The organism is Desulfovibrio sp., from assembly GCF_018379785.1.
Classification (GTDB): Bacteria; Desulfobacterota; Desulfovibrionia; order Desulfovibrionales; family Desulfovibrionaceae; genus Desulfovibrio.
The window spans coordinates 13,944-33,653 of sequence record NZ_JAGZUV010000006.1; the positions used below are offsets into that span (position 1 = coordinate 13,944).

19 protein-coding genes are annotated in these 19,710 nt (G+C 61.5%); 3 read left to right on the forward strand and 16 right to left on the reverse strand.

Annotation, left to right across the window (positions count from 1 at the left end):
- Positions 1-57 precede the first annotated feature (57 nt).
- The 10 genes from KH208_RS02110 to KH208_RS02155 form a co-directional block, all read right to left on the reverse strand.
- Positions 58-669: a hypothetical protein gene (locus KH208_RS02110; protein WP_291433404.1), complete on the reverse strand. Its 612-nt coding sequence runs from the start codon at positions 667-669 to the stop codon at positions 58-60.
- 148 nt (positions 670-817) lie between these two features.
- Positions 818-1,081 carry a hypothetical protein gene (locus KH208_RS02115; protein ID WP_291433406.1) on the reverse strand — a complete coding sequence of 88 codons (264 nt, stop codon included), beginning with the start codon at positions 1,079-1,081 and terminating at the stop codon, positions 818-820.
- Positions 1,045-1,329, reverse strand: a complete 285-nt coding sequence (locus KH208_RS02120; protein WP_291433409.1) for a hypothetical protein — start codon at positions 1,327-1,329, stop codon at positions 1,045-1,047. The genes KH208_RS02115 and KH208_RS02120 overlap by 37 nt, the downstream gene beginning before the upstream one ends.
- 8 nt (positions 1,330-1,337) lie before the next feature.
- Positions 1,338-1,652, reverse strand: a complete 315-nt coding sequence (locus KH208_RS02125) for a hypothetical protein (protein WP_291433411.1) — start codon at positions 1,650-1,652, stop codon at positions 1,338-1,340.
- A 383-nt stretch (positions 1,653-2,035) separates the two neighbouring features.
- On the reverse strand, positions 2,036-2,836 hold the full coding sequence (locus KH208_RS02130) for a MetQ/NlpA family ABC transporter substrate-binding protein (RefSeq protein WP_291433413.1): 801 nt from the start codon (positions 2,834-2,836) through the stop codon (positions 2,036-2,038).
- Between the two features lie 34 nt (positions 2,837-2,870).
- Positions 2,871-3,533: a methionine ABC transporter permease gene (locus KH208_RS02135; protein ID WP_291433415.1), complete on the reverse strand. Its 663-nt coding sequence runs from the start codon at positions 3,531-3,533 to the stop codon at positions 2,871-2,873.
- Positions 3,526-4,530 carry a methionine ABC transporter ATP-binding protein gene (locus tag KH208_RS02140; protein ID WP_062253978.1) on the reverse strand — a complete coding sequence of 335 codons (1,005 nt, stop codon included), beginning with the start codon at positions 4,528-4,530 and terminating at the stop codon, positions 3,526-3,528. The genes KH208_RS02135 and KH208_RS02140 overlap by 8 nt, the downstream gene beginning before the upstream one ends.
- 280 nt (positions 4,531-4,810) lie before the next feature.
- Positions 4,811-6,322, reverse strand: a complete 1,512-nt coding sequence (locus tag KH208_RS02145; protein ID WP_291433417.1) for a glutamate synthase-related protein — start codon at positions 6,320-6,322, stop codon at positions 4,811-4,813.
- A gap of 263 nt (positions 6,323-6,585) precedes the next feature.
- Positions 6,586-6,879, reverse strand: a complete 294-nt coding sequence (locus tag KH208_RS02150) for a helix-turn-helix transcriptional regulator (RefSeq protein WP_062253981.1) — start codon at positions 6,877-6,879, stop codon at positions 6,586-6,588.
- A 427-nt stretch (positions 6,880-7,306) separates the two neighbouring features.
- Positions 7,307-7,651, reverse strand: a complete 345-nt coding sequence (locus KH208_RS02155; RefSeq protein WP_291433419.1) for a helix-turn-helix transcriptional regulator — start codon at positions 7,649-7,651, stop codon at positions 7,307-7,309.
- 207 nt (positions 7,652-7,858) lie between these two features.
- Here KH208_RS02155 and KH208_RS02160 point away from each other — a divergent pair, with 207 nt between their 5' ends.
- The 3 genes from KH208_RS02160 to KH208_RS02170 all read left to right on the forward strand — a co-directional run bounded on the left by KH208_RS02160 (position 7,859) and on the right by KH208_RS02170 (position 11,524).
- Entirely contained in the window at positions 7,859-9,553 is a 1,695-nt protein-coding gene (locus KH208_RS02160) for a diguanylate cyclase (protein ID WP_291433421.1), read from the forward strand.
- A 117-nt stretch (positions 9,554-9,670) separates the two neighbouring features.
- Complete coding sequence (locus KH208_RS02165; protein ID WP_291433423.1) at positions 9,671-10,756, forward strand: glycerol dehydrogenase; 1,086 nt, start codon at positions 9,671-9,673, stop codon at positions 10,754-10,756.
- A gap of 150 nt (positions 10,757-10,906) precedes the next feature.
- On the forward strand, positions 10,907-11,524 hold the full coding sequence (locus KH208_RS02170; protein WP_291433425.1) for a nitroreductase family protein: 618 nt from the start codon (positions 10,907-10,909) through the stop codon (positions 11,522-11,524).
- Positions 11,525-11,622: 98 nt separating this feature from the next.
- Here KH208_RS02170 and KH208_RS02175 read toward each other — a convergent pair whose 3' ends face one another.
- The 6 genes from KH208_RS02175 to KH208_RS02200 all read right to left on the reverse strand — a co-directional run bounded on the left by KH208_RS02175 (position 11,623) and on the right by KH208_RS02200 (position 19,633).
- A complete protein-coding gene (locus KH208_RS02175) occupies positions 11,623-15,882 on the reverse strand; it encodes a PAS domain-containing protein (RefSeq protein WP_291433428.1) in 4,260 nt (1,419 codons plus the stop codon).
- A 175-nt stretch (positions 15,883-16,057) separates the two neighbouring features.
- The gene (locus tag KH208_RS02180) at positions 16,058-16,546 is read right to left on the reverse strand and encodes a methylated-DNA--[protein]-cysteine S-methyltransferase (RefSeq protein WP_291433430.1); all 489 of its coding nucleotides are present in this window, start codon (positions 16,544-16,546) and stop codon (positions 16,058-16,060) included.
- Positions 16,543-17,826: an MFS transporter gene (locus KH208_RS02185; protein WP_291433432.1), complete on the reverse strand. Its 1,284-nt coding sequence runs from the start codon at positions 17,824-17,826 to the stop codon at positions 16,543-16,545. The genes KH208_RS02180 and KH208_RS02185 overlap by 4 nt, the downstream gene beginning before the upstream one ends.
- An 80-nt stretch (positions 17,827-17,906) precedes the next feature.
- Positions 17,907-18,290 (reverse strand): DUF2007 domain-containing protein, encoded by a 384-nt coding sequence (locus KH208_RS02190; RefSeq protein WP_291433434.1) that lies wholly within the window; start codon positions 18,288-18,290, stop codon positions 17,907-17,909.
- A 173-nt stretch (positions 18,291-18,463) separates the two neighbouring features.
- Positions 18,464-18,973: a hypothetical protein gene (locus KH208_RS02195; protein WP_291433436.1), complete on the reverse strand. Its 510-nt coding sequence runs from the start codon at positions 18,971-18,973 to the stop codon at positions 18,464-18,466.
- A 489-nt stretch (positions 18,974-19,462) separates the two neighbouring features.
- Entirely contained in the window at positions 19,463-19,633 is a 171-nt protein-coding gene (locus tag KH208_RS02200) for a hypothetical protein (protein ID WP_291433439.1), read from the reverse strand.
- Between the last annotated feature and the right edge of the window lie 77 nt (positions 19,634-19,710).

Below are 19,710 nucleotides of genomic sequence, written 5' to 3' on the forward strand. Positions count from 1 at the left end.
TCATCAAAAGTAGAGTGGAATCGAACGCCAAAACATCACAGCTGAGAACAAACGCTGCTAATATAGAGGCTGCGGATATCGCACAGTTGGGTCAGCACACAACCTAACGTTGGAATTCGGATTTAGATTACGCTTACTTTCAATATTGAATTCATCGATATTAACGGCTCTTAGTTTCTTGTCCGCGCTGAGGAGGATGCATGAGCCACCCTGCCGGGGAAGTCCATTCCAAATATCATATACATCTTTTTCAGAAAATTTAAAAAGCACAGGGCATGAAGCCAAAAACATATCCAGATTTTCTTGCGTATCAAAGTAGCTGTTATTAGGATCACCTTTTGCCCTGTATTTCCGAATTGCCTCTATACACTGCCCATCTCTGGTCACCAGGCTTTCTTTTATACGAAATTCATAAGAACCCAATACATAGCCGATGCCGTCATAATTATTAAGCCAAACGGGGATAGAGCTGCCTGGGGCCAATTTTTCATGGTAAACAGCAAGATACCCATTGTCGCGAATCTCTTGAAAGACAAGATACACGTCCATATTTTCTTCGGAATTATTTACAAATTCTGGCGTATATTTCTCACGATATGCAATTCCTGGAGATATATCACAAGCTGAAAGCATAATAGCTAATAAAAATATAAAAAATATTCCCTTCATATTGCCCTCTTTAATTTTTACCACCCGCAGCTAACGAGCACCCTCCCAACTTACTCCAACGATTTTATCATAACACTTTATCGTTTTGCCTAAAAAACGAGCCACCCTGGAAGGGGCGGCTCGCTCTCATTTGTCTAAGTCTTACACATTAATGTGCAGCATCCTTTGGCCGCAGGCCCCAGCGCATCCCCAAGCTCACGATCTGCGCGGCCAAGGGCAACAGGCTCACCGGCGCGGGCGTGCCGCCACGGCGCAACGCCCCCCAAGCCAGTCCGGCCAGAAAGGCCGCGCCCGCAACGTGCAGGGGCTTTCGCCTGACAACGGCAAAAGGATCGAACCGGGCCGAAACCCGGCGTAAACGCTCTTTGGCCTCGCCTACTGTGTATGTCTTTTCTTTGGGAGCGACATCCATAACAAGCCTCCGGCGATGCCCGCGCAGACCAGCCCGATGATGCACAGCACCCAGGCCGGATGCAGCACGATCGAGAGGGCCTTATACAGCGCCGCCACAAAAAAAGCCAAGGCCGCCGCGCCGAAGAGCAGCCCCAAACCCAGCAGCATTGCCGTGCGCAATGTGCGCAGAGCGTTATGCCGCAGGAGCTGCCCTTCGGCCTCAAGCAGGTCAAAGAAACTGATGATGAGTTCAGCCAGACCCTTCACGCGGGCTCTTACCTGTACTGGCGGAACAACCAGGAAAGCGCGCAGCCCGCGCCAAAGGCCACGAGCAGGCTTGTCACGGGATTCCGGCGCACCTGTTCGCCCACCTGCTCGATGCCGGCGCTCCCGGCCTCGTAAGCCTTGTGCACTTTATCGGCCGCCATTTTCCGGTAGTGTTCCAGTTCCCGCTCCAGCTTGGCGACCATGTCCGAAGAGGCCTCGCCGCCTTTTTCGCCGAGAGATTTCACCAGCGTTTCCATCTGGTCGCGCAGGGTGTTCAGTTCATTCCGCAACGTATCCATGCTTTCTTCATTTTTTTCAGCCATGATAATATCTCCTGTTCGGGCAGCGCCCTTATATTTTATATAGGGGACAGAGCATTGCTGCTCTGTCCATGGTTCATTGGTACCCCATTACCGCCGAGATGACAAATCCGCGAAAACGCTTCCCGTTTCCGAGCGCCGGGCCCTCTCTACAACCCGGCAGCGCGAAGATACAAAAAGCGGCCCATGACTAAACGTCATGGGCCGCTTTTTGTATCCAGCCGGAAACAAGCGCCTCCTCAGAGCAGTTTGCGCTTGAAATCAGCGCTTAACGGCGAAGTAAATTCGCCTTGTGATAATTTCGCGGTGCGGATTTTCACGGAAAATCCGCACCGCGCGTTGAGATATTTTCAATATCAAAACGCTCTAAAACCAGCGGGAAAAGCCTACTTCACGGAGGGCAGCACCGCGCCCGCATACTTCTTTTTCATAAAGGCGGCCATTTCCGGGCTGATCAGAACCTCATACAGGGCTCGGAGTTCAGGACGCTTTTCATCGCCCTCGCGCACGGCCAGAATATTGGCGTAGGTGGCGGCGGCCACGGAGTCGGCGGCTTCCACGGCCAGGGCGTCGGCCACTTTCAGGCCGCCGAGAATGGCGTAGTTGCCGTTGATGATGGCAATGTCCACGTCGGGCAGGGCGCGCACCAGCTGGGCGGCCTCGATTTCCTCAATCTTGAGCTTTTTGGGATTCTCCACGATGTCGCGGCGGGTGGCGGCCAGACCGGCATCCTTCTTCAGCTTGATAAGGCCCTCGTCCTGCAGGAGCAGCAGCGCGCGGCCCTCGTTGGTGGCGTCGTTAGGCACGGCCACCAGCGCGCCGTCCTTCAGGTCCTTGAGGCTCTTGGTCTTGCCCGCGTAGATGCCGAAGGGTTCATAGTGCACCGAGCCCATAGAGCCGAGCTTGGTGCCTTTCTGGGCGTTGAAGTCGTCCAGGTAGGGTTTGTGCTGGAAATAGTTGGCGTCCAGCTCCTTGCTGTCCAGGGCCACATTGGGCTGCACATAGTCGGAATATTCCACGATCTTGAGGACGTAGCCCTGCGGTTTGAGCAGTTTGGCGGCCTCGGCAAGGATTTCGGCATGGGGCGTGGGGGACGCGCCCACGGTGATCGTACCCGCGGCCTGAGCGGTGCAGACCAGGGAAGCCGTGCCCAACAGGGCGGCAAAAGCCAGAAGCAGTTTTTTCATGGGTTTTGTCCTTGTGTAAAAGGTTGGAGCCGGGCTACGAGCCGCGTTTGTCGCTGCGACGCGTGGCCCAGTTGCCGAAAGACTGGAAGGCCTGCACGATGATGATCAGCAAAACCACCGTAATGACCATGATGTCGGTCTGATAGCGGTTGTAGCCGTACATGATGGCGAGCTTGCCCAGTCCGCCGCCGCCCACGGCCCCGGACATGGCCGAGTAGCCGAGAATGGTGATGGCGGATACGGCGCTGCCGTTGAGCAGCGAGGGCCGCGCCTCGGGCAGCAGCACTTTGACGATGATCTGCCAGGTGCCGGCCCCCATGCTCTGGGCAGCCTCCACCACGCCGTTGTCCACCTCCAGCAGGGAGGATTCCACCAGGCGGGCCACAAAGGGCGCGGCGGCCAGCACCAGCGGCACCACGGTGGCGTTGTTGCCGATGGTGGTGCCTACCAGAAAGCGGGTGAAGGGGATGACCGCGATCATCAGAATCAGGAAGGGGAAGGAACGCGTGAGGTTCACCACCACGTCCAGCACGTTGTAGACAAGCGCGTTGGGCCGGATGCCGTCCTTGCGGCAGATGACCAGCACCACGCCCATGACCATGCCGAAGACATAGGAAAAAAATGTCGCCACCACGGTCATGTAGAGCGTGTCCCATACGCCCACAAGCAGCATTTCAACGGTCTGCTGGTCAAACATGTTTCATTTCCTCCAGCATGATGGAATGCGCCTCGGCAAAGGCCATGATCCGCGCGCGGGATTCCTCCCTCTCGGGCAGTTGCAGGACCATCTGGCCGAAGGCCACGCCGTTGATGTCGCGGGTGTCGGCATACATGATGTTCACCGGACAGCCGCATTCCAGCACCATGTTGGCGATGACGGGCTCGAAGGAAGAGCGGCCGTTGAAGATGAGCCGGTACAGATTGGGCTGCGGCAGCTTGCGGAGGGCCTCGGGCAGGACCAGGCGGCGGGCCGCTTCGGTCCGGGGGTGGAAAAAGACGTCCTCCACCAGACCCTGCTCGACAATGACGCCCTTGCTGATGATGGCCACATGGCTGCAGATCTTTTCGATGACGCTCATCTCGTGGGTGATGACCACCGCCGTGATGCCGAGCTGGACGTTGATGTCCTTGATGAGCGCGAGAATGGAATCCGTGGTGGCCGGGTCCAGCGCGGAGGTGGCTTCGTCGCAGAGCAGCACGCGCGGTTTGGTGGCCAGGGCGCGGGCAATGGCCACACGCTGCTTCTGGCCGCCGGAAAGCTGGGAGGGGTAAGAATCCATGCGGTTGGCCAGACCCACCATATCCAGCAGCTCTTCGGCCCGCTTGCGGGTCTCGTCCCTGGGCGCGCCCGTCAGCTCCAGCGGAAAACAGACGTTCTGCAGGGCCGTACGCTGCATGAGCAGGTTGAACTGCTGAAAAATCATGCCCATGGAACGCCGCGCCTTGCGCAGCGCGGCCTCGGGCAGACGGCAGAGATCCCTGCCTTCAAAAAAGACGCTTCCGGCCGTGGGGCGTTCCAGCATGTTGATGCAACGCACCAGCGTGGACTTGCCCGCGCCGCTCTTGCCGATGATGCCGAAAATGTCTCCCCGGCCGATGGCAAGGTCAATGCCGCGCAGGGCGAACACGTCGGCATTTTTACCGGAAAAGCGCTTTTCCAGGTGCTCGATACTTATGATGGGGCCGTCAGCCATAATGCCTCCGCCGTGACGCTGCCGTTCCGGCAAAGGCGGAGCGCACCCGGCGCATCCTTGGCCCCTTCCGGAACGGAGGGAATATACTAGCACATTTTGCCTCAGGCGCAAAGAGGCGGCGAAGGCGCGCAGTCAGAGCAATTTCACTCCCGGCGGGACCGTCCGTGGGAACGCGCCGCCCGTCCGTTCAAGCCCGAGCGGATTTTGCATCTCCGCCCCGGCCTTCCGCCACGGTCACGGAAGGCCGGGGCGGAGTGCTTCATGCTATCGGACTGCCCGCCTATCTTCCGGCCAGCAGTTCCGCGGCCTCCGGGGTCAGCGGAATCAGATCGTCCGGGCCCAGCAGACTTACGTCAAATTTGCGGTTCAGGGCCGCGAAGTGGCGCAGACCCATGGCGATGCGGTTGAGATAGGAGAACACGCCGATGGCCCCGGCCGGGAAGCTCTCCGCCTCCTTGCCGTAGAGATGCCTGAGATCCGGCAGATCCGCGAACAACGTTTCCTTGCTGTCGCCGTATTTTTGGAGATAGGCGGGAATGTTGCCCGCTTCGATCAGTTCGCCCACCTTTTTGGCGCTGTTGGCAGCGGCCATGGCGGCCCGGCAAAGGCCCACGGCCTGAAAGCAGGGCGCGCCCAGAGCCAGGGCCTTGAAGACCTGGTCCTCAGTGGCGAAGCCGCCGGTGATGACCATGGAGGGCAGCTCCAGGCCTTCCCGGATCAGGCGGCGGACAATGCCGCAGACAGCGCTTTCCAGCGGCACGGTGGGCAGGCCCCACTCGTTCATCATTTTACAGGGGCTGTAGCCCGAGCCGCCGCCCGCGCCGTCAAAGGTGACCACATCCACTTCGGCCGACGCGGCAATACGCAGCACCCGCTCGATGTCCACGGGGTCAAAGCCGGTCATCTTGAAATAGACGTTTTTCAGGCCCATGTCCCGCAGCATGCCGATGCGGGGGATCAGGTACTCCTCGTCCCACATGGGCAGACGGCCGTAAACATAGAAGTTGGGCGCTTCGCCCCGTTCCGCCGAGGCCCGGACCGCGGGATCCTCCGGATCCGGATGGACCAGGGCCCCGGCCGTTTTTTTCTTGAGCGCGGCGTCATAATCCTTGAGCCGGGTCACGGGCTGGGTGCCTTTGGCGGACTGGCCGAACTTGAATTCAATGGCCTCGGCCCCGCATCGGCTGACCGCGTATTCCGGCAACCCCTGGCCGTCCTCCTCAAAATTGGCCTGCGGCACGATCTGCCCGTAGCCCCGGTAATAGCGGCGGAAGGCGTCCATTATTTCGTTCAGATAGGGAAATTCCGCAATTTTTCCGTTCCGCATTTGCAGCGCGGGGTCCTTGGAGGGCGAGCCTTCGCCGATGACGCAGCAGACCCCGGCCATGGCGGCCCCGGCGAAATAATCCTGCCAGTTCATTTTCAGCAGGGCGGGCAGGATCACGGGCAGGGCGATCTTGACCGGATGCCGCCTGCCCAGCGTGCGTTCAAGCCTGACGTTGAAGATGGCCGCCTGGTCCGTTCCGGCCGGGACGCCCTGAGCCCCGAAGACGCGGCCGTTGATGTTGAAGTGGGAGCAATCCAGCGGATAATCCTTCTCCGAGGCGATCTGGTTGTTGCCCGTGGTGGTGGGGTAGACGCTCTGCGCGCCCAGCACGGCGGACAGGCCGATCTCGCAGGTGCCGGGGCAGTCGGCGGTGCAGAAGGAGCACATGCCGCTCTGCGGCGACAGCGTGTGGCTGCGTGTTTTGGTTTCGTTGAAGCTGGAGGCGATTCCGGGGTTGAGGGACATGACGCATATCTCCTTGCGGTTGGGGGAAAGGGAGCCGATCAGACCATCAGGCACTCGTCAGGCGTATTTTCAAGGGCGGAGGCCGCGCCATGCGCCGGATGCGAGGCGCATCCGGAATATGACGGCCGGTTCCGGCCCGTGGTATCAATGGTTCTGATCTTACGTTTTTCCCGGCGTTCCGTCACCTCTTTCCTGCGCTGAACCGGAATGCCCGACGCCCGGCGCCTGAGCCGCCGCAACGGCCGCGAAACTCAGCGTGCCGCCTAGTCTCCTTCCCGCTTGGGCGGCTTGCCCGCCCCGCGTTCCGGCGGACAGGGACCGGCGCGCATCTCGGCCTCGATCAGCCGGACCAGCTCCGCCGTTTCCATGCGCAGGGCCGCCGCGATATGCAGCATGGCGGTCAGCGAACCGCACTGGATGCCGCGCTCCATGCCGGAGATATAATCTTCGGAAAGCCCCGCCAGGCCCGCCAACTGCCCCTGGGAAAGCCCGGCCTTGCGCCGCAGCCGGTGGATCACCGCGGCCACGGCCCACTGCAATGTGGGTATTTTTTCCATGCGCGAACCATAGCGCGGCCCTTGACAAAATATCCGTATATTTATACGGATATCCGGCAGGCGAAAAACGCCCGCAACACGACAACGCGGAACACCATAGGCAATGAGCAAAGTAACTTTGCTTCGTCGGCCGCGAAAGCGGACGCCCGCGCCTGAAGCCAAGGCACCTTTAGCCGTTCGCGAGCAAAGCGGGCATTACGGGTCAAGACAGCAACGATAGGCTGAGGGCAGCGCCAACATTGAGAATGTCAATTCTCAACATTAATCCGCTCAAGAGGAAAAAGGCAACGTGCGCGCGGCGGCGCATCTGAAAGAGCCGCAGGGCGGCCGCAGCTGGCCGGGAACAGCTGACAGACAAGACGGCAGGGCGGAGCGGACGGGACGCTTTCAGCGTTGGAACAAGCCTGGCCGAGCCGGACGCGCCCGCTCAGTACAGGTCCGCATCCTTACGCCTCGGGAACCCGAAGCAGTTTTGCCGCTCCTGTTTGGAAAGGGGTTCGGCGTGGGACTTGGCGCACGGTCCGGGGTAAACGGCGGCTTCGCAGAGGGCGATTTCGATCATATCCACAATCCGCGCGGCCGGCATTTGCAGGCCCTGGGCAATGGCGATCAGAGTCTCCACCCGCACGCCCGAGCGGCCCTGTTCGAAACGGCGCAGCCATGAGCAGTCCACCCCGGCCCGCTTGGCCAGGGCATAACGGCTCATGAGTCTCTCTTCGCGAAGAGCGGCCACAATGCGGCCCATAATCTGCTTGGCCTGTTCCGTTTCCATCCTGCCATTAAAACATGAACTTCCCGGCTTGCATAAAGGATTAAAGTCCTATATCGGTATATAGATACACACAGCATAAAAAATCCGACGGGAAAAAGGCGGGTTGACGCGTCTCTGTTTTTGTTGCGGCCCTGCCGCAATGCAACAATGACATCCGGAGGCGGCGGCCCGCCGGAGGAACGCCACAACCACAGCAAAGGCCTTCCCATGTCCACGCATCCGGCACATTGTCTTATCCCGCTTACCTCCAGCGAGCCGCTGTGGGAATGGGACATCGTTTCCGACGCGCTTTTTCTGAGCCTGGGCGCATGCAGCCGTTTGCGCCTGCCCGAACCGCCCACGCGCATGGCGGATTTTCTCGGCTGCATTCCGCCCCACGCCCTGCCCAGGCTCAACGAGCTGCGCGAGGGCGTGCTCAGCGGCACGGCCGGTTCCTGCCTGGAGTGCGACTACCCCTTCAACAACCTGTGGATTCAGGAACACCTGCTGGTGCTGGCCCGCAACGAAAAGGGCCGGGCAACCAAAATCATGGGCCGTTTCACGGTCACTCCGGCTCTGGCCGGCGATCCCGCCGTGGAGGCCAAAGCCCGGCAAAGCGGCCTGCCCGAAGTGGGCATTTGGATATATTCCATTCCGAGCAGAAACGTCTGGCGGGACAGCATCTGCGCGGCCCTGCTGGGCGAGGCCGCATCCGGAACCTACGCCGTCAGCTACGACAACCGCACCACAAACATCCACCCGGCCGACCGCAAAAACCTGCTCCGCCGCTACCGGCTGTTCATCGAACAGAAACTTCTGGGCGAATCCATTGACGACATCATCAGGGTCCGGCTGAACAACGGCCAGTACGCGCGCATGCTGGTGCGCGGTTCCGTGCTGGAGCGCGACCACACGGGCCGTGCCACCCTGCTGGCCGGCACGCTGCAACGCGAGGAAAGCCTCCGTCCCGGCCTCCGCTCACCCGACGACGAGCGGCTGCACTACGCCCTGGACACGGTGGGCGACGGCCTGTGGGACTGGGATCTGCGCACCGACGCCGTCTATTACAGCCCCCGCTGCCTGGCCATGCTCGGCTATGAGCCGGAGCAGTTTCCCGCGCATGTGGATGCCTGGAAAGACAAAATCCACCCCGACGACTATGACAAAATCGTGGGCACGCAACTGGCTATCGTCCAGTCGCCGCGCTACGGCGATTCCTTTGAATGCACCTACCGCATGCGGCGCGCCGACGGCGGCTGGGCCTGGCTTTTCGGACGCGGCTGCGTGACCCGGAGGGATGAAAACGGTCGGGCGCACCATCTGGTGAACATCGTCACCAACATCACCACGGCCCAGACCGAACGGGACAGGCTGGAGGAACTGGTCAAAAACGACGCGCTCACCGGCCTGCGCAGCCGGGCCTACTGCAACCTGGAGGCCGAACGCATCGAAAAAAACAACATCCGCCCGGTCTGCGTGATCTCCTGCGACATCACCGGCCTGAAAATGGTCAACGACAACCTGGGCCACGCGGCCGGAGACGAGTTGCTGGCCGAGGCCGCCACGCTGCTGCGCAAGCCCCTGCGGCTTACGGACTGCGTGGCGCGCATGGGCGGGGACGAATTCGTGGTTCTGCTGCCGGGCTGCGCGCCGGACAAGGGCAGGGAGCTGCTGCGCAAGATCGAAGCCTGTTTTGCCGAACGCAACCAGCATCCCGGCCGGATGCCGATTCTGGCGGCCTTTGGCCTGGCCTGCAGCGAAAACCCGGAGATGGCCCTGGCCAGAGTCATGGTCCAGGCGGATACGGCCATGCTGCGCCAGAAACGGGCCCAGCGCAAAACCGCGCACAGAGAGATCAAAAACTGGATTGAAGCCCGCACGGGTAAAAACATCCGCGCCGACGACCGTCTCCCCGCCAACTGAGCCGGTCCTTCTTTCTTGACAGTTCCCTCCGCCGGCATACACAATGAAAGCACGCGACAAGCCCCCTGGGCGCGCCGCGTGCTTTTTATTTCCCAAGAAGAACACAGGAGAATACCAATGTTGAAACTGATGCGGGCACCCGCAAAATATATCCAGGGCAAGGACGCCCTGCTTTCCACGTATGGCGAAACCAAAAATCTGGGTACATCCTTCCTCTTCATCTGCAGCCGCAGCGGTGAAAAGGCCTGCCGCGCCCACCTGGAGCAAAGTTTTGCCGGCAAGGAGGCCGCCATCCGCTTCGAGATTTTCGGCGGACACAGCTCCGAGGGCGAAATTCAACGCATGCGCGACATCGTGCGCGCTCACGGCATTGACTGCGTGGCCGGCGTGGGCGGCGGCTCGGCCATCGACACGGCCAAGGCCACGGCCTATTATGAAGGCCTGCCCGTGCTGGTCATTCCCACAGTCAGCGCCACGGACGCGCCCTGCACCGGGCTTTCGGTCATCTACAAGGACGACGGCTCGTTCAGCAAATACCTTTTCTATCCGAAAAATCCCGACGTGGTTCTGGTGGATTCAACGGTCATCGCCAACGCGCCGGTCAAATTCCTGGTGGCGGGCATGGGCGACGCCCTGGGCACCTATTTCGAAGCCCGGATGTGCGCCAGGGCCAAAGCCCCCAGCCTGGAAAACGGCGGCATCACCCGCTCGGCCCTGGCTCTCTGCCGCCTCTGTTACGAAACCCTTTTGGAAAACGGCGCACGGGCCAAGGCCGCCGTGGAGCGGCATCTGCTCACCCCGGATGTGGAGGCGATCATTGAGGCCAATATCTACCTCTCGGGCGTGGGCGCGGACAACGGCGGCCTGTGCGTGGCCCACTCCGTGTACAACGGCTTCACCGCCCTGGAAGAATGCACTGCGGCCCACGGCAGCGTGGTGGCCTTCGGCACCATCGTGCAACTGTTGCTGGAAAACGCGCCCGGCGCGGAACTGCGCCAGGTGCAGGACTTCTGTCTGAATGTGGGCCTGCCCGTGACCCTGGCGGAAATGGGCGTCACCGACCCCGCGCGGGTGGCCGTGGCCGCCGCGAAGGCCTGCGCGCCGGGCGAAAGCATCCACAACATGATCGGCGACGTCACGCCGGAGGAACTGACCGACGCCGTTCTGGCGGCGGACGGCCTGGGCCGCGCCCTGCGCGCCTGATTGATGAAACCATCCGACAAACTAAGGGATGCGCTGACTGATGAAAATGTTTGTTCTTTGCCGAAAGGCAAACATCGCGCACAGGGCCAGCCCGGCGCGGGAAAAGAGCAAAAGGACCATTAGGCGGCGTTTCCCAAGAGTGAGACAACAATGAGCATCCGCAACATTCTGATGTCCCTGAGTACGGGTCTGGCCGTACTGGCGCTCAGCCTGAGCCCGGCCGGTCCGGCACGGGCGGTTTCCGCCGACGGCGCGCGCATGGATTTGCCCGCGCCGGACAAAAAGGGCGGCATGCCCCTGATGCAAGCCCTGGCCGAACGTCATTCCAGCAAAAGCGGCTATACCGGCGCGCCCCTGTCCGCCCAGGAACTGAGCAACCTGCTCTGGGCCACCTGGGGCGTGAACCGGCCCGACGGCCGCCGCACCGCGCCTTCGGCCATGAACCGCCAGGAAGTGACGATCTACGTGGTGCGGGAAAACGGCGTCTGGCGCTATGACGCGGCCCAACACGCCCTGATCCGGGAACTGAGCGGCGATTACCGCGACGCGGCGGGCGGCGGCTCGCTGGTGCTGCTCTATGCCGCGCCCGAGGGCCGCTGGTCCGGCATGCACGTGGGTTCGCTCTACCAGAACGCCGGGCTCTACTGTGCCTCCGCCGGGCTGGGCAACTATGTGCACGCTTCCGGCGTTTCGGCCCTGGACGGCAAACTGCCCCTGCCCGACGGCTGGCGCGTGCTCATCGCCCAGACCGTGGGCCTGATTCAGTAACGTGCCCCTGCGACGGCCCGTTGCCGCGGGCAGACCAAGGCCGTTGCCCTTTCGGGCAACGGCCTTTTCGTCATGACGGGCACCTGGAAATAAACGGCTCAGGAGGCGCGGCCTCTTGTGTGCCTCCACAAGAGTTCAAAGAGCTTTCCCGGCTCGATGGGCTTGGCGATATGGGCGTTCATCCCCGCGTTCAGGCAGCGCCGGACGTCCCCGGCAAAAGCATTGGCCGTCATGGCGATGACGGGAATGTCCGCCGCGCGGGCATGCCCGCTCCGCCGTATGGCGCGGGTGGCTTCATAGCCGTCCATGACCGGCATCTGGATATCCATGAAAACGGCGTCAAAGGCATCCGGCGCGCTGCTCTCAAAGGCTTCCCAACCCGCCTTGCCGTTGTCGGCGATGCTCACCGCCACGCCTTCGCTTTCAAGAATCCGTTGCGCCACCAGCTGGTTCACCTCATTGTCCTCCACCAGCAGCACGCGCAGGCCGGAAATATCCACATCCTCTTCGACGCTCTCCGCGACCTCCGGCGGGGCCGGGGCGTCCGGCGCGTCCGCCAGGTGCAGGGGCAGGTCCACCGTAAAGCGCGTGCCCTGGCCCGGCTCGCTTTCCACTTTGATGGTGCCGCCCTTGTAGTCCACAATATTTTTGATGATGGAAAGCCCCAGGCCGGTGCCTTCCGTATGCCCGACGCGGGCACTCTCCACCCTGAAGAACACTTCGAAGATATGCGGGATATCCTCCGGACTGATGCCGATGCCGGTATCCGCAACCACAAAGCGGTACCAGCCGATCTGCTCGTTCTTTTGCGGCAACTCCGTGACGGCGAAGGAGACGCGGCCGCCCTCGGGCGTGAACTTGACGGCATTGCTGATCAGATTTTCGAGAATCTGATGGATGCGCAGAACATCGCCGATGCACTTGTCATGGCGGACCTGGAAGGAATGACTGAAGGTCTGCCCCTTTTTCCCGGCCAGGGCCTGGGACCGGGTCACGATTTTTTCCACTTCCTCCCGCTGGCTGAACAGCTCCTTGACCAGAACTATATGGCCGCTTTCAATGCGGCTCATGTCCAGTATATCATTGATCAGGCGGAGAAGGTGCTCCGAGGCGGTCCTGATGACGGCAAGGCTCTCGTCGATCTGAACGGGATTGTCGCGCCGGGCCAGGGCGAGTTCGGTCATGCCGACAATGGCGTTCATGGGCGTGCGGATGTCGTGGCTCATGGAGGAAAGGAAGTCGGTCTTGGCCTGGCTGGCTTCCCGGGCGAGGGCGAGCGCGTTTTTCAGCTGCTCCCTGGTCTGCTGGTCCGCCCTGAGCACGTCGGTCACATCGGCCCGCACCAGGCAGATGGTCTGGTGATTTTCCCCGCCCCAGAGAACGCTGATCTGCTTGTGGCGGAGTCCGGCTTCGGAGCGGCAGGGGAAGGTGAATTCATAACCTTCGGGCTGTTCGGCCAAGCGCGCCAGCATGGTCTCCACGGACAATTGCCCGCGTACCTCGTCCTGTCCCTCCTCCGTGTCGGCATGACGGATGAACTTCTCCAGGGCCAGGTCAAAATCCTCTGTGGTATGCGGGGCAAGGTTGCGGAGCACGGTTTCCCGGGTGTGGATGACGAAACTTCCGGTGGCAAGATTGAGGAAACCGGCCAGATCAAAGGTATAGGCCAGCATGTTGAGCAGGGCCTTCTGTTCCCGCACGGATTCCGTAATATCCGTCCGGGAAAGGCAGACCCGGCCCAGTTTTTTGTCGATCGAAAAGACGACCATGTTTTTGGTCAGGATTTCGCCGTTCTCATCCGTCAGGGAATAGTGGAAGGAGTAGGAGCCCTCCTTTTCCAGGCGCCGGCACATGTAGTCCCGGTCGAGCATCCTGGCGCAAATCTCCTTGTCCTTGGGCACCACCAGAGACTGGAGAAGGTAAGCGGCCTGCGCGGCATAGCCGCCCTCGGACGGCGGCAACGCGCTGGCCCGGTGGTTGAAGGAAAGCACCTTGTAGCTGTCGCGCCGCAGGTCCACATCCGCCAGGAAATCATAGCTCGCGTGGGCCAGGCGGTTCAGGATCTGTTCTGAAATCTTCTGCTCGGTCACGTCCAGCACGGAAAGAACGCCGATGAGATCGCCGCTGTCCGGGGAGACCACCAGCTTGACCACGATCCGGACATAGCGGCCCTGCGTCTCGGCGGGCAATTTGACAAAGCACTCCAGCTCATGTTTGAGGTCGCCGCGCGCAAATGCCGCCAGCAGCGGCGGGGCGAGAAAGCTCTCCAGAAAGGCGCGGCGCTCGTTCTCGTCCACGACCAGCCCGGCCAGACCCGTGAAAAACGGCTCACGGGCCGTGCCGAATGTCTCCAGCAGGCGGCTGTTGGTCTGGTCCGTAATTTCAATGATAAAGTTGCGGGTGATGTTGCAGTGGCCCGTGATGATTTCGCCGTGCGCAAAGCCCTTGTGATGCTCTATGAGCATGTCGTTGTAGCGGCTGCGCAGCTCGGCCCGTTCGTTCATGTCTTCCGTGACGTCGCTGAACACGGCGTAAATCCGGGCGTTGCCGTCCTCATCCGGAATCAGGGCGGAAATGTTTTTCACCCAGATGTAGTCCTGTTCGCCCTTGCGCAGCCGGTAAACCGTTTCACAGGAATCCAGGCCCGTTTCCACCTGCCCGCGGATGCGGGCCAGGACATAGTCCACGTCCTCGGGATGCACGCCCGCGCCGGCGTCGCTGCCGTACAGCGCGTAGGCCTGTTCAAGCGTCATGCCGGTCATGGCGGCAAAACCGTCCGAGATGAATTCCGGCACAATGGTGCCGTCGGCGGCGCAGCCCAGCACCGTAATGCCGCCGGGCAGATGGCGGATCAGGGTCTGGTAGTAGCGCTCCAACCGCTCCTTTTCCTTGCGGATGCGCACTTTCTCCGTAATATCCGTCACATACCTGGCATAGGCGGGAATGCCGTTCCAGTCGGTCTCGCGCGTGGCTGTGGCGTAGATTCTGTCCGAGCCGGGAATCACCATGTCCTGGCGCTTCCGGCCGTCGTTGCGGCGGTCGAGATTGCAGAACTCGCAGGGTTTCTGCCTGCCGTGCAGGACGGCATGGCATTTCCGGCCCGAAACCAGGGCTTCCCCGTCCATGAACAGATTGACCCGCTCATTGACATAGAGCAGGCTGTAGTCTTCCCTGCCGATGACGTAAATGCCGTCCGCGGCCTCGTTGGCCAGGCTTTGATAGAGCTTTGTCTCCGCCGACATGCCGGTAAACACGGCGTAGAAGGTCGTGGGGCCGGTCAGCGCGCCCATGCGCCTGCCGTTCAGATGCAGCCAGACCAGACGGCCGTCCTTGTGAAGGATGCGGTAGGATATTTCCACCGGTTCGCCGCTGCGCACCGCGCTGAGCACAGCCGCCCGCACCCGTTCCCGGTCCTCTTCATACACAACCTGAAAGGCGTCGTTGCCCCGCAGCGCCAGATATTCCTCTTTCGTATAGCCCGAAAGCGCGGCCACGCCTTCGGAGCAGAAGACCGGCGTAATGGTGTCCGTCACGTTGTAGACCGCGATGCCGCCGGGAATGGCGTTGATGATGTTCTGCGTCTTTTCGTGCGCCTCGGCGAGCCGACGCTCCAGTTGATGCCGCTCGGTTATGTCGGTGTACACGCCGTACAGCAGGAACGTGCCGTCGGCCTGCCGCCGGGCCGCCAGCTCAAGCTGAACCCAGATGTACTCTTTTTTCCCGTCGTGAAAGACACGGTACGTGTGCCGCGCGACGCCCTCGTCCGCAATGGCCGCCGCAATGCTTGCCTTCAGGGCTTCCACGTCTTCGGGATGCACGTTCAGGTAGCTGGTTTCCCGCTGTGTGCGGGCGATGTGCTCGTCCGAGTAGCCCAGGAGGCTGTAAAAGGCGGGATTGTGAAAGACCGGGAAAAGTTTTTCGCCGTCGAAACGGTAGACGCACAGGCCGCCGGGCATATTGTCCAGCAGCGAGCGCAATTCCCGCGTCAGGGCCGTACTGGCCTCTTCGGCCCGTTTTTTCTCGGTAATATCGTGGATGTATTCCAGATGGGCGGGGATGCCGGCCCAGTCAATGACCTTGCCGCTGAGCTGATACACGCGCCCCCCACGGACATACTCCCGCACATGGGGCTCCGTATCGCTCATTTCGCCGACCCGGCAAAAAGGACAGGGCCGCTCAAAACCCATCAGGCCGTAGCAGGTGGCCTTGCCGCCGGGCCGACAGCCCAGCAGCTCCGCCGCCAGCCGGTTGGCATAGAGTATTTCCCAGGTGTCAAGCGCGCTGACATATACCGCCACCGGCGCATGGTCCAGAATCAGCGATAATTTGTCACTGGATGGAAACGCATCCTTGCCCATATCCGGCCGGCTCCTTCCCGCGCGTGCCGCGCTGTCCGCTTTTTCAACTTTGCCGCGCGCCGAACGGCGTGCGGCGGATAGTCATCGCATTGCCCTTCGGCGTCATTGCGGACATTCCAAAGGCCAAAGCGATATGCCGCAAATACAACCCGCCCGCAACGGAAGGCAGCCTGCTTTAAAGGCAGCCTTCCAGGCGCAGCAGGCATTCCTTGATGGGCAGGCCGCCGCCATAGCCCACCAGCGCGCCGTCGGCCCCGATGACCCGGTGGCAGGGAATCACAATGGCGATGGGATTGCGGTTGTTGGCCATGCCCACGGCCCGGCACCCCTTGGGGCAGCCCACGGCTTCGGCGATCTGCTTGTAGCTGCGCGTCTCGCCGTAAGGAATGGCGGTCAGCGCGGCCCAGACCTTTTGCCGGAACGGCGTGCCCCTGGGGGCCAGAGGCAGATCAAAGTTCCGCAGCCTGCCCGCCAGGTAGGCTTTGAGCTGGCGTCCGGCCTCGCGCAGCAGAGGTGTTTCCTCATCGGCGGCATTGGCCGCCAGCGGGCCGGATTTACGACCGCCGTCCTTGCGGACCAAGTCCAGGGCCAGGATGCGGCCGTCCTCCTCCACCAGGGAAACCCCGCCGACCAGGGGCAGATCATAGTGCTGCGCGTACATCATGCGGCGGTTCCTTGCGCCCGGTCGGGCTCTTTGGACGAGGACAGCAGAAAAGCGAACAGCGCGCCCAGCACGGCCACCAGGCCCAGGCACTGAATGGCCCGCGCCAGGCCGTAATTGTCGGCGATCCAGCCCAGGCAGGGCGCGGCCATGCCGCCCATGCTGGTAGCCAGGCCCAGGGTCACGCCCGAGGCAAAGCCGATATTCCTGGCCAGCAGTTTCTGGCCCAGCACCACCAGGGAGCTGAAAGGCGCATAGAGCACAAAGCCCAGAAAAGGCAGCAGGGCAAAGGCCGCGTAAAGATTGCCCGCCAGGCTGAAGGCGAAGACCACCGGAGCCATGAGCACAAAGGCCAGACGGATGATCCTGATGCAGCCGTAGCGGTCCGAGAGCAGGCCGCCGATGATGTTGCTGATCACCCCGCAGGTGCAGAAAAAAGTCAGGGCCAGCGCCCCGGCGGCCTTGGACTGCCCGAAGGCACTGACCCAGTACAGGGGAATAAAGGTATTGAAGCCCACAAACAGGGTGGAGCGGGCCACAATGGCGACGGTCAGCTTGGAAAACTCCCGCCAGTTGTTGCGGCCGAGGATTTCAGAGTCCTTGTCCGCGCCCCCGGCAACGGGCGCGACAGGCACAACAGGGTCAACAGGCGCGGCATCGGCCTGCGGAGTTTTGCCCGCAACGGATTCGGTCGGGGGCGCGGACGGGACGGGCACAACGGTCGCGCCCGTTGCAAGGCCGGTCATGTGCACGATCTGCCAGAGCAGAATGGCGGCCATGCACACGGCAAGGCAGGCAAAAACCGCCGTGCCGCTCATGCCGAAATAGCCCACGCAGCCCGTGACCAGCAACGGCCCCAGCACAAAGCCGCTGTTGCCGCCGATGGAAAAGATGCTCAGGCCCACGCCCTTGCTCTGGCCGGACACCTTATTGGCGTAGCGCGCGCCTTCGGGATGGAAGAGCGCCGCGCCGATGCCGCTGACCGTAATGGCCGCGAAAATGGCCCAGTAGTCCCGCATGAAGCCCACGGCCGCCAGACCGCAACCGGCCAGCAGCACGCCCAGGGGAATGAACCAGGGCTTGGAGAAGCGGTCCGAGAGCCAGCCGAACAGGGGCTGGATAATGGACGAAAGGCAGGAATAAGCGAACATCAGGCCGCCCGTGGCCTGATAGCTCAGGCCGTAGCTGGCCCGCAGAAACGGCAGCACGGCGGGCAGGGCGCCGCCGTTCACGTCGCAGGAGAGATGCCCCAGCGAAAGAAGGAGGATTTTCTTTTTGTCCATTGCGGGACGCTACACCAAAGGCCGGGCAAATCCAAGACGGAAGACGGCGCAGGCGCGCCCTGCCCGCCCGGACGCGCCGTTCAGCGCCATGTGGCCCCGCACTTCCCGCAGCGATTGCGGCGGCGGGCCAGGAGCGGAATGCCCAGACACAGGGACAGGGCCGCCAGCAGGCCCGTGGGCCCGCTTTCCACACCCTTGTTGCCGCAACGCGGGCAGACGGGCGCATCCCGCTCCTGTTCCGGGCTTTCCTCCTGCCCGGCGCGCAGCACTTCCAGGGCGGCCGCCGCGTGCTCCGCCGGAACCTGCACCTGCACCCCGCCCACGGCATTGGAATACAGCCACTGCACGCCCACAAGATGCTCGTTGCTGATAAACGCCGGAATGCCCGCCTGCTCCAGCAGGCCCTTGATGATATAGGCGTCGGGCGCGGCGTCGAACGCGGCCACGGTGACGAAATCAGCCATGTGCGGCCTCCGGGTTTTGTGAATGGAGCGTAGCCTTGCGCGGCTTCCGCGCCGCATACGGCTGGCATTCTCCGCAACAATTGCGGCGAATGGAAGGTGCAATCACCGCACGGACGCGCGGCCGTCTGTGCTTTGCAAGGCCCCGGAAAACCGGGGCCTTTGTCTCACAAGATTCAGGCTGTCAACGGCGCTTCCGCCGGTCTGAAATCCGCAAGGACAGAGCAGACTTTACTCAAAACATGCACGGAAGTTTGCAGCCTGTCGCCGATCAGTTGAACGGTGAAGCCGTCAATATCCTCACCATCCTCGAAATGTTCCATGAGATAGGCCGTGACATAAAGGTCGTCATGCACCTTATCGAGCAGGCCGGATAAATCCTCGGCTTTGTGCGCGGCAAGCGTTTCCTCCTCATATTTCAGCATATACGACGGCACGCGGTAGCAGCGCAATTCGTGCGGCACTTCCCCGGCGGGCCCGGCGGCCTTGGGGGAAGCGGCGGCTGCCGTGTCCCGTTGCGCCGGTTCCGGCTGTTCTTTTGCCGCAAAAGCCAGCAAGGCCTGGGCCGCCTGTTGCAGCTTTTCGGCCAGATCCGTGAAGTGGGAGCAGGAAAGATCCGGAGACGCCGCATCAGGCGGGACAAATTGGGGCCGTGAGCGGCGTGCGCTCGGGGAAGAACTGGACATGGAGTACCTCTACGGTTTTTTGATTCGGAACTTCCAAAAACAGAAAGTTCCGGGTGCTCAAAACTGCCGCAGAGCAGCGGGCTATTTTCCGGCAAGCCGGTCTTGTATTTCGCCCACACCCGGAAAGAGCATACGGGAAGTTACGCCGTGCCAAAGGCACAGCGCAAGAAAGCCCACAGTCTGTCGGGGTGGGAGCCGTCTACGGAAGGTGTTTTGAGCACCGGGAAGAAGGGAATCATAGGCGCGGGGAACTGTCAACAGCGGGCAGGGCCGGGAAGACGCACGGCAGCAGCCCTCCCGACGAATACTATCGCCAAGAACGCCATGGCCTGCAAGGGGTAGGCGGGCACGGTGGAGTACAGCTTTCTTATCTTTAATCCAAAGATAATATGGCGGCAACAACGCTCAGATAAATTTAGTTTTCAGGCCTGTTCTCCATAAATTATATACAACGACGCATTGAATATGATTGCAGAAATTGCATTACTGCTATTCTAAGAAGTGAATCATTTCATAACTCGTACTCCGTACGCCGCTTTCCCCTTGTCGCAAGATGCCGTATTCCATCAGCTCCCGAATATCCCGCAAGGCGGTATCCGGCGAACACTTTGCCAGCTTGGCGTATTTGCCGCTGGTCAAGTGGGCGACCTCGACTTTCACATGAAACTCATCCGCATACGTGTTCGGCCCAGGAGGTCACATTGTACGAACAAGCTTTTTCGCATAGTATCCGGACA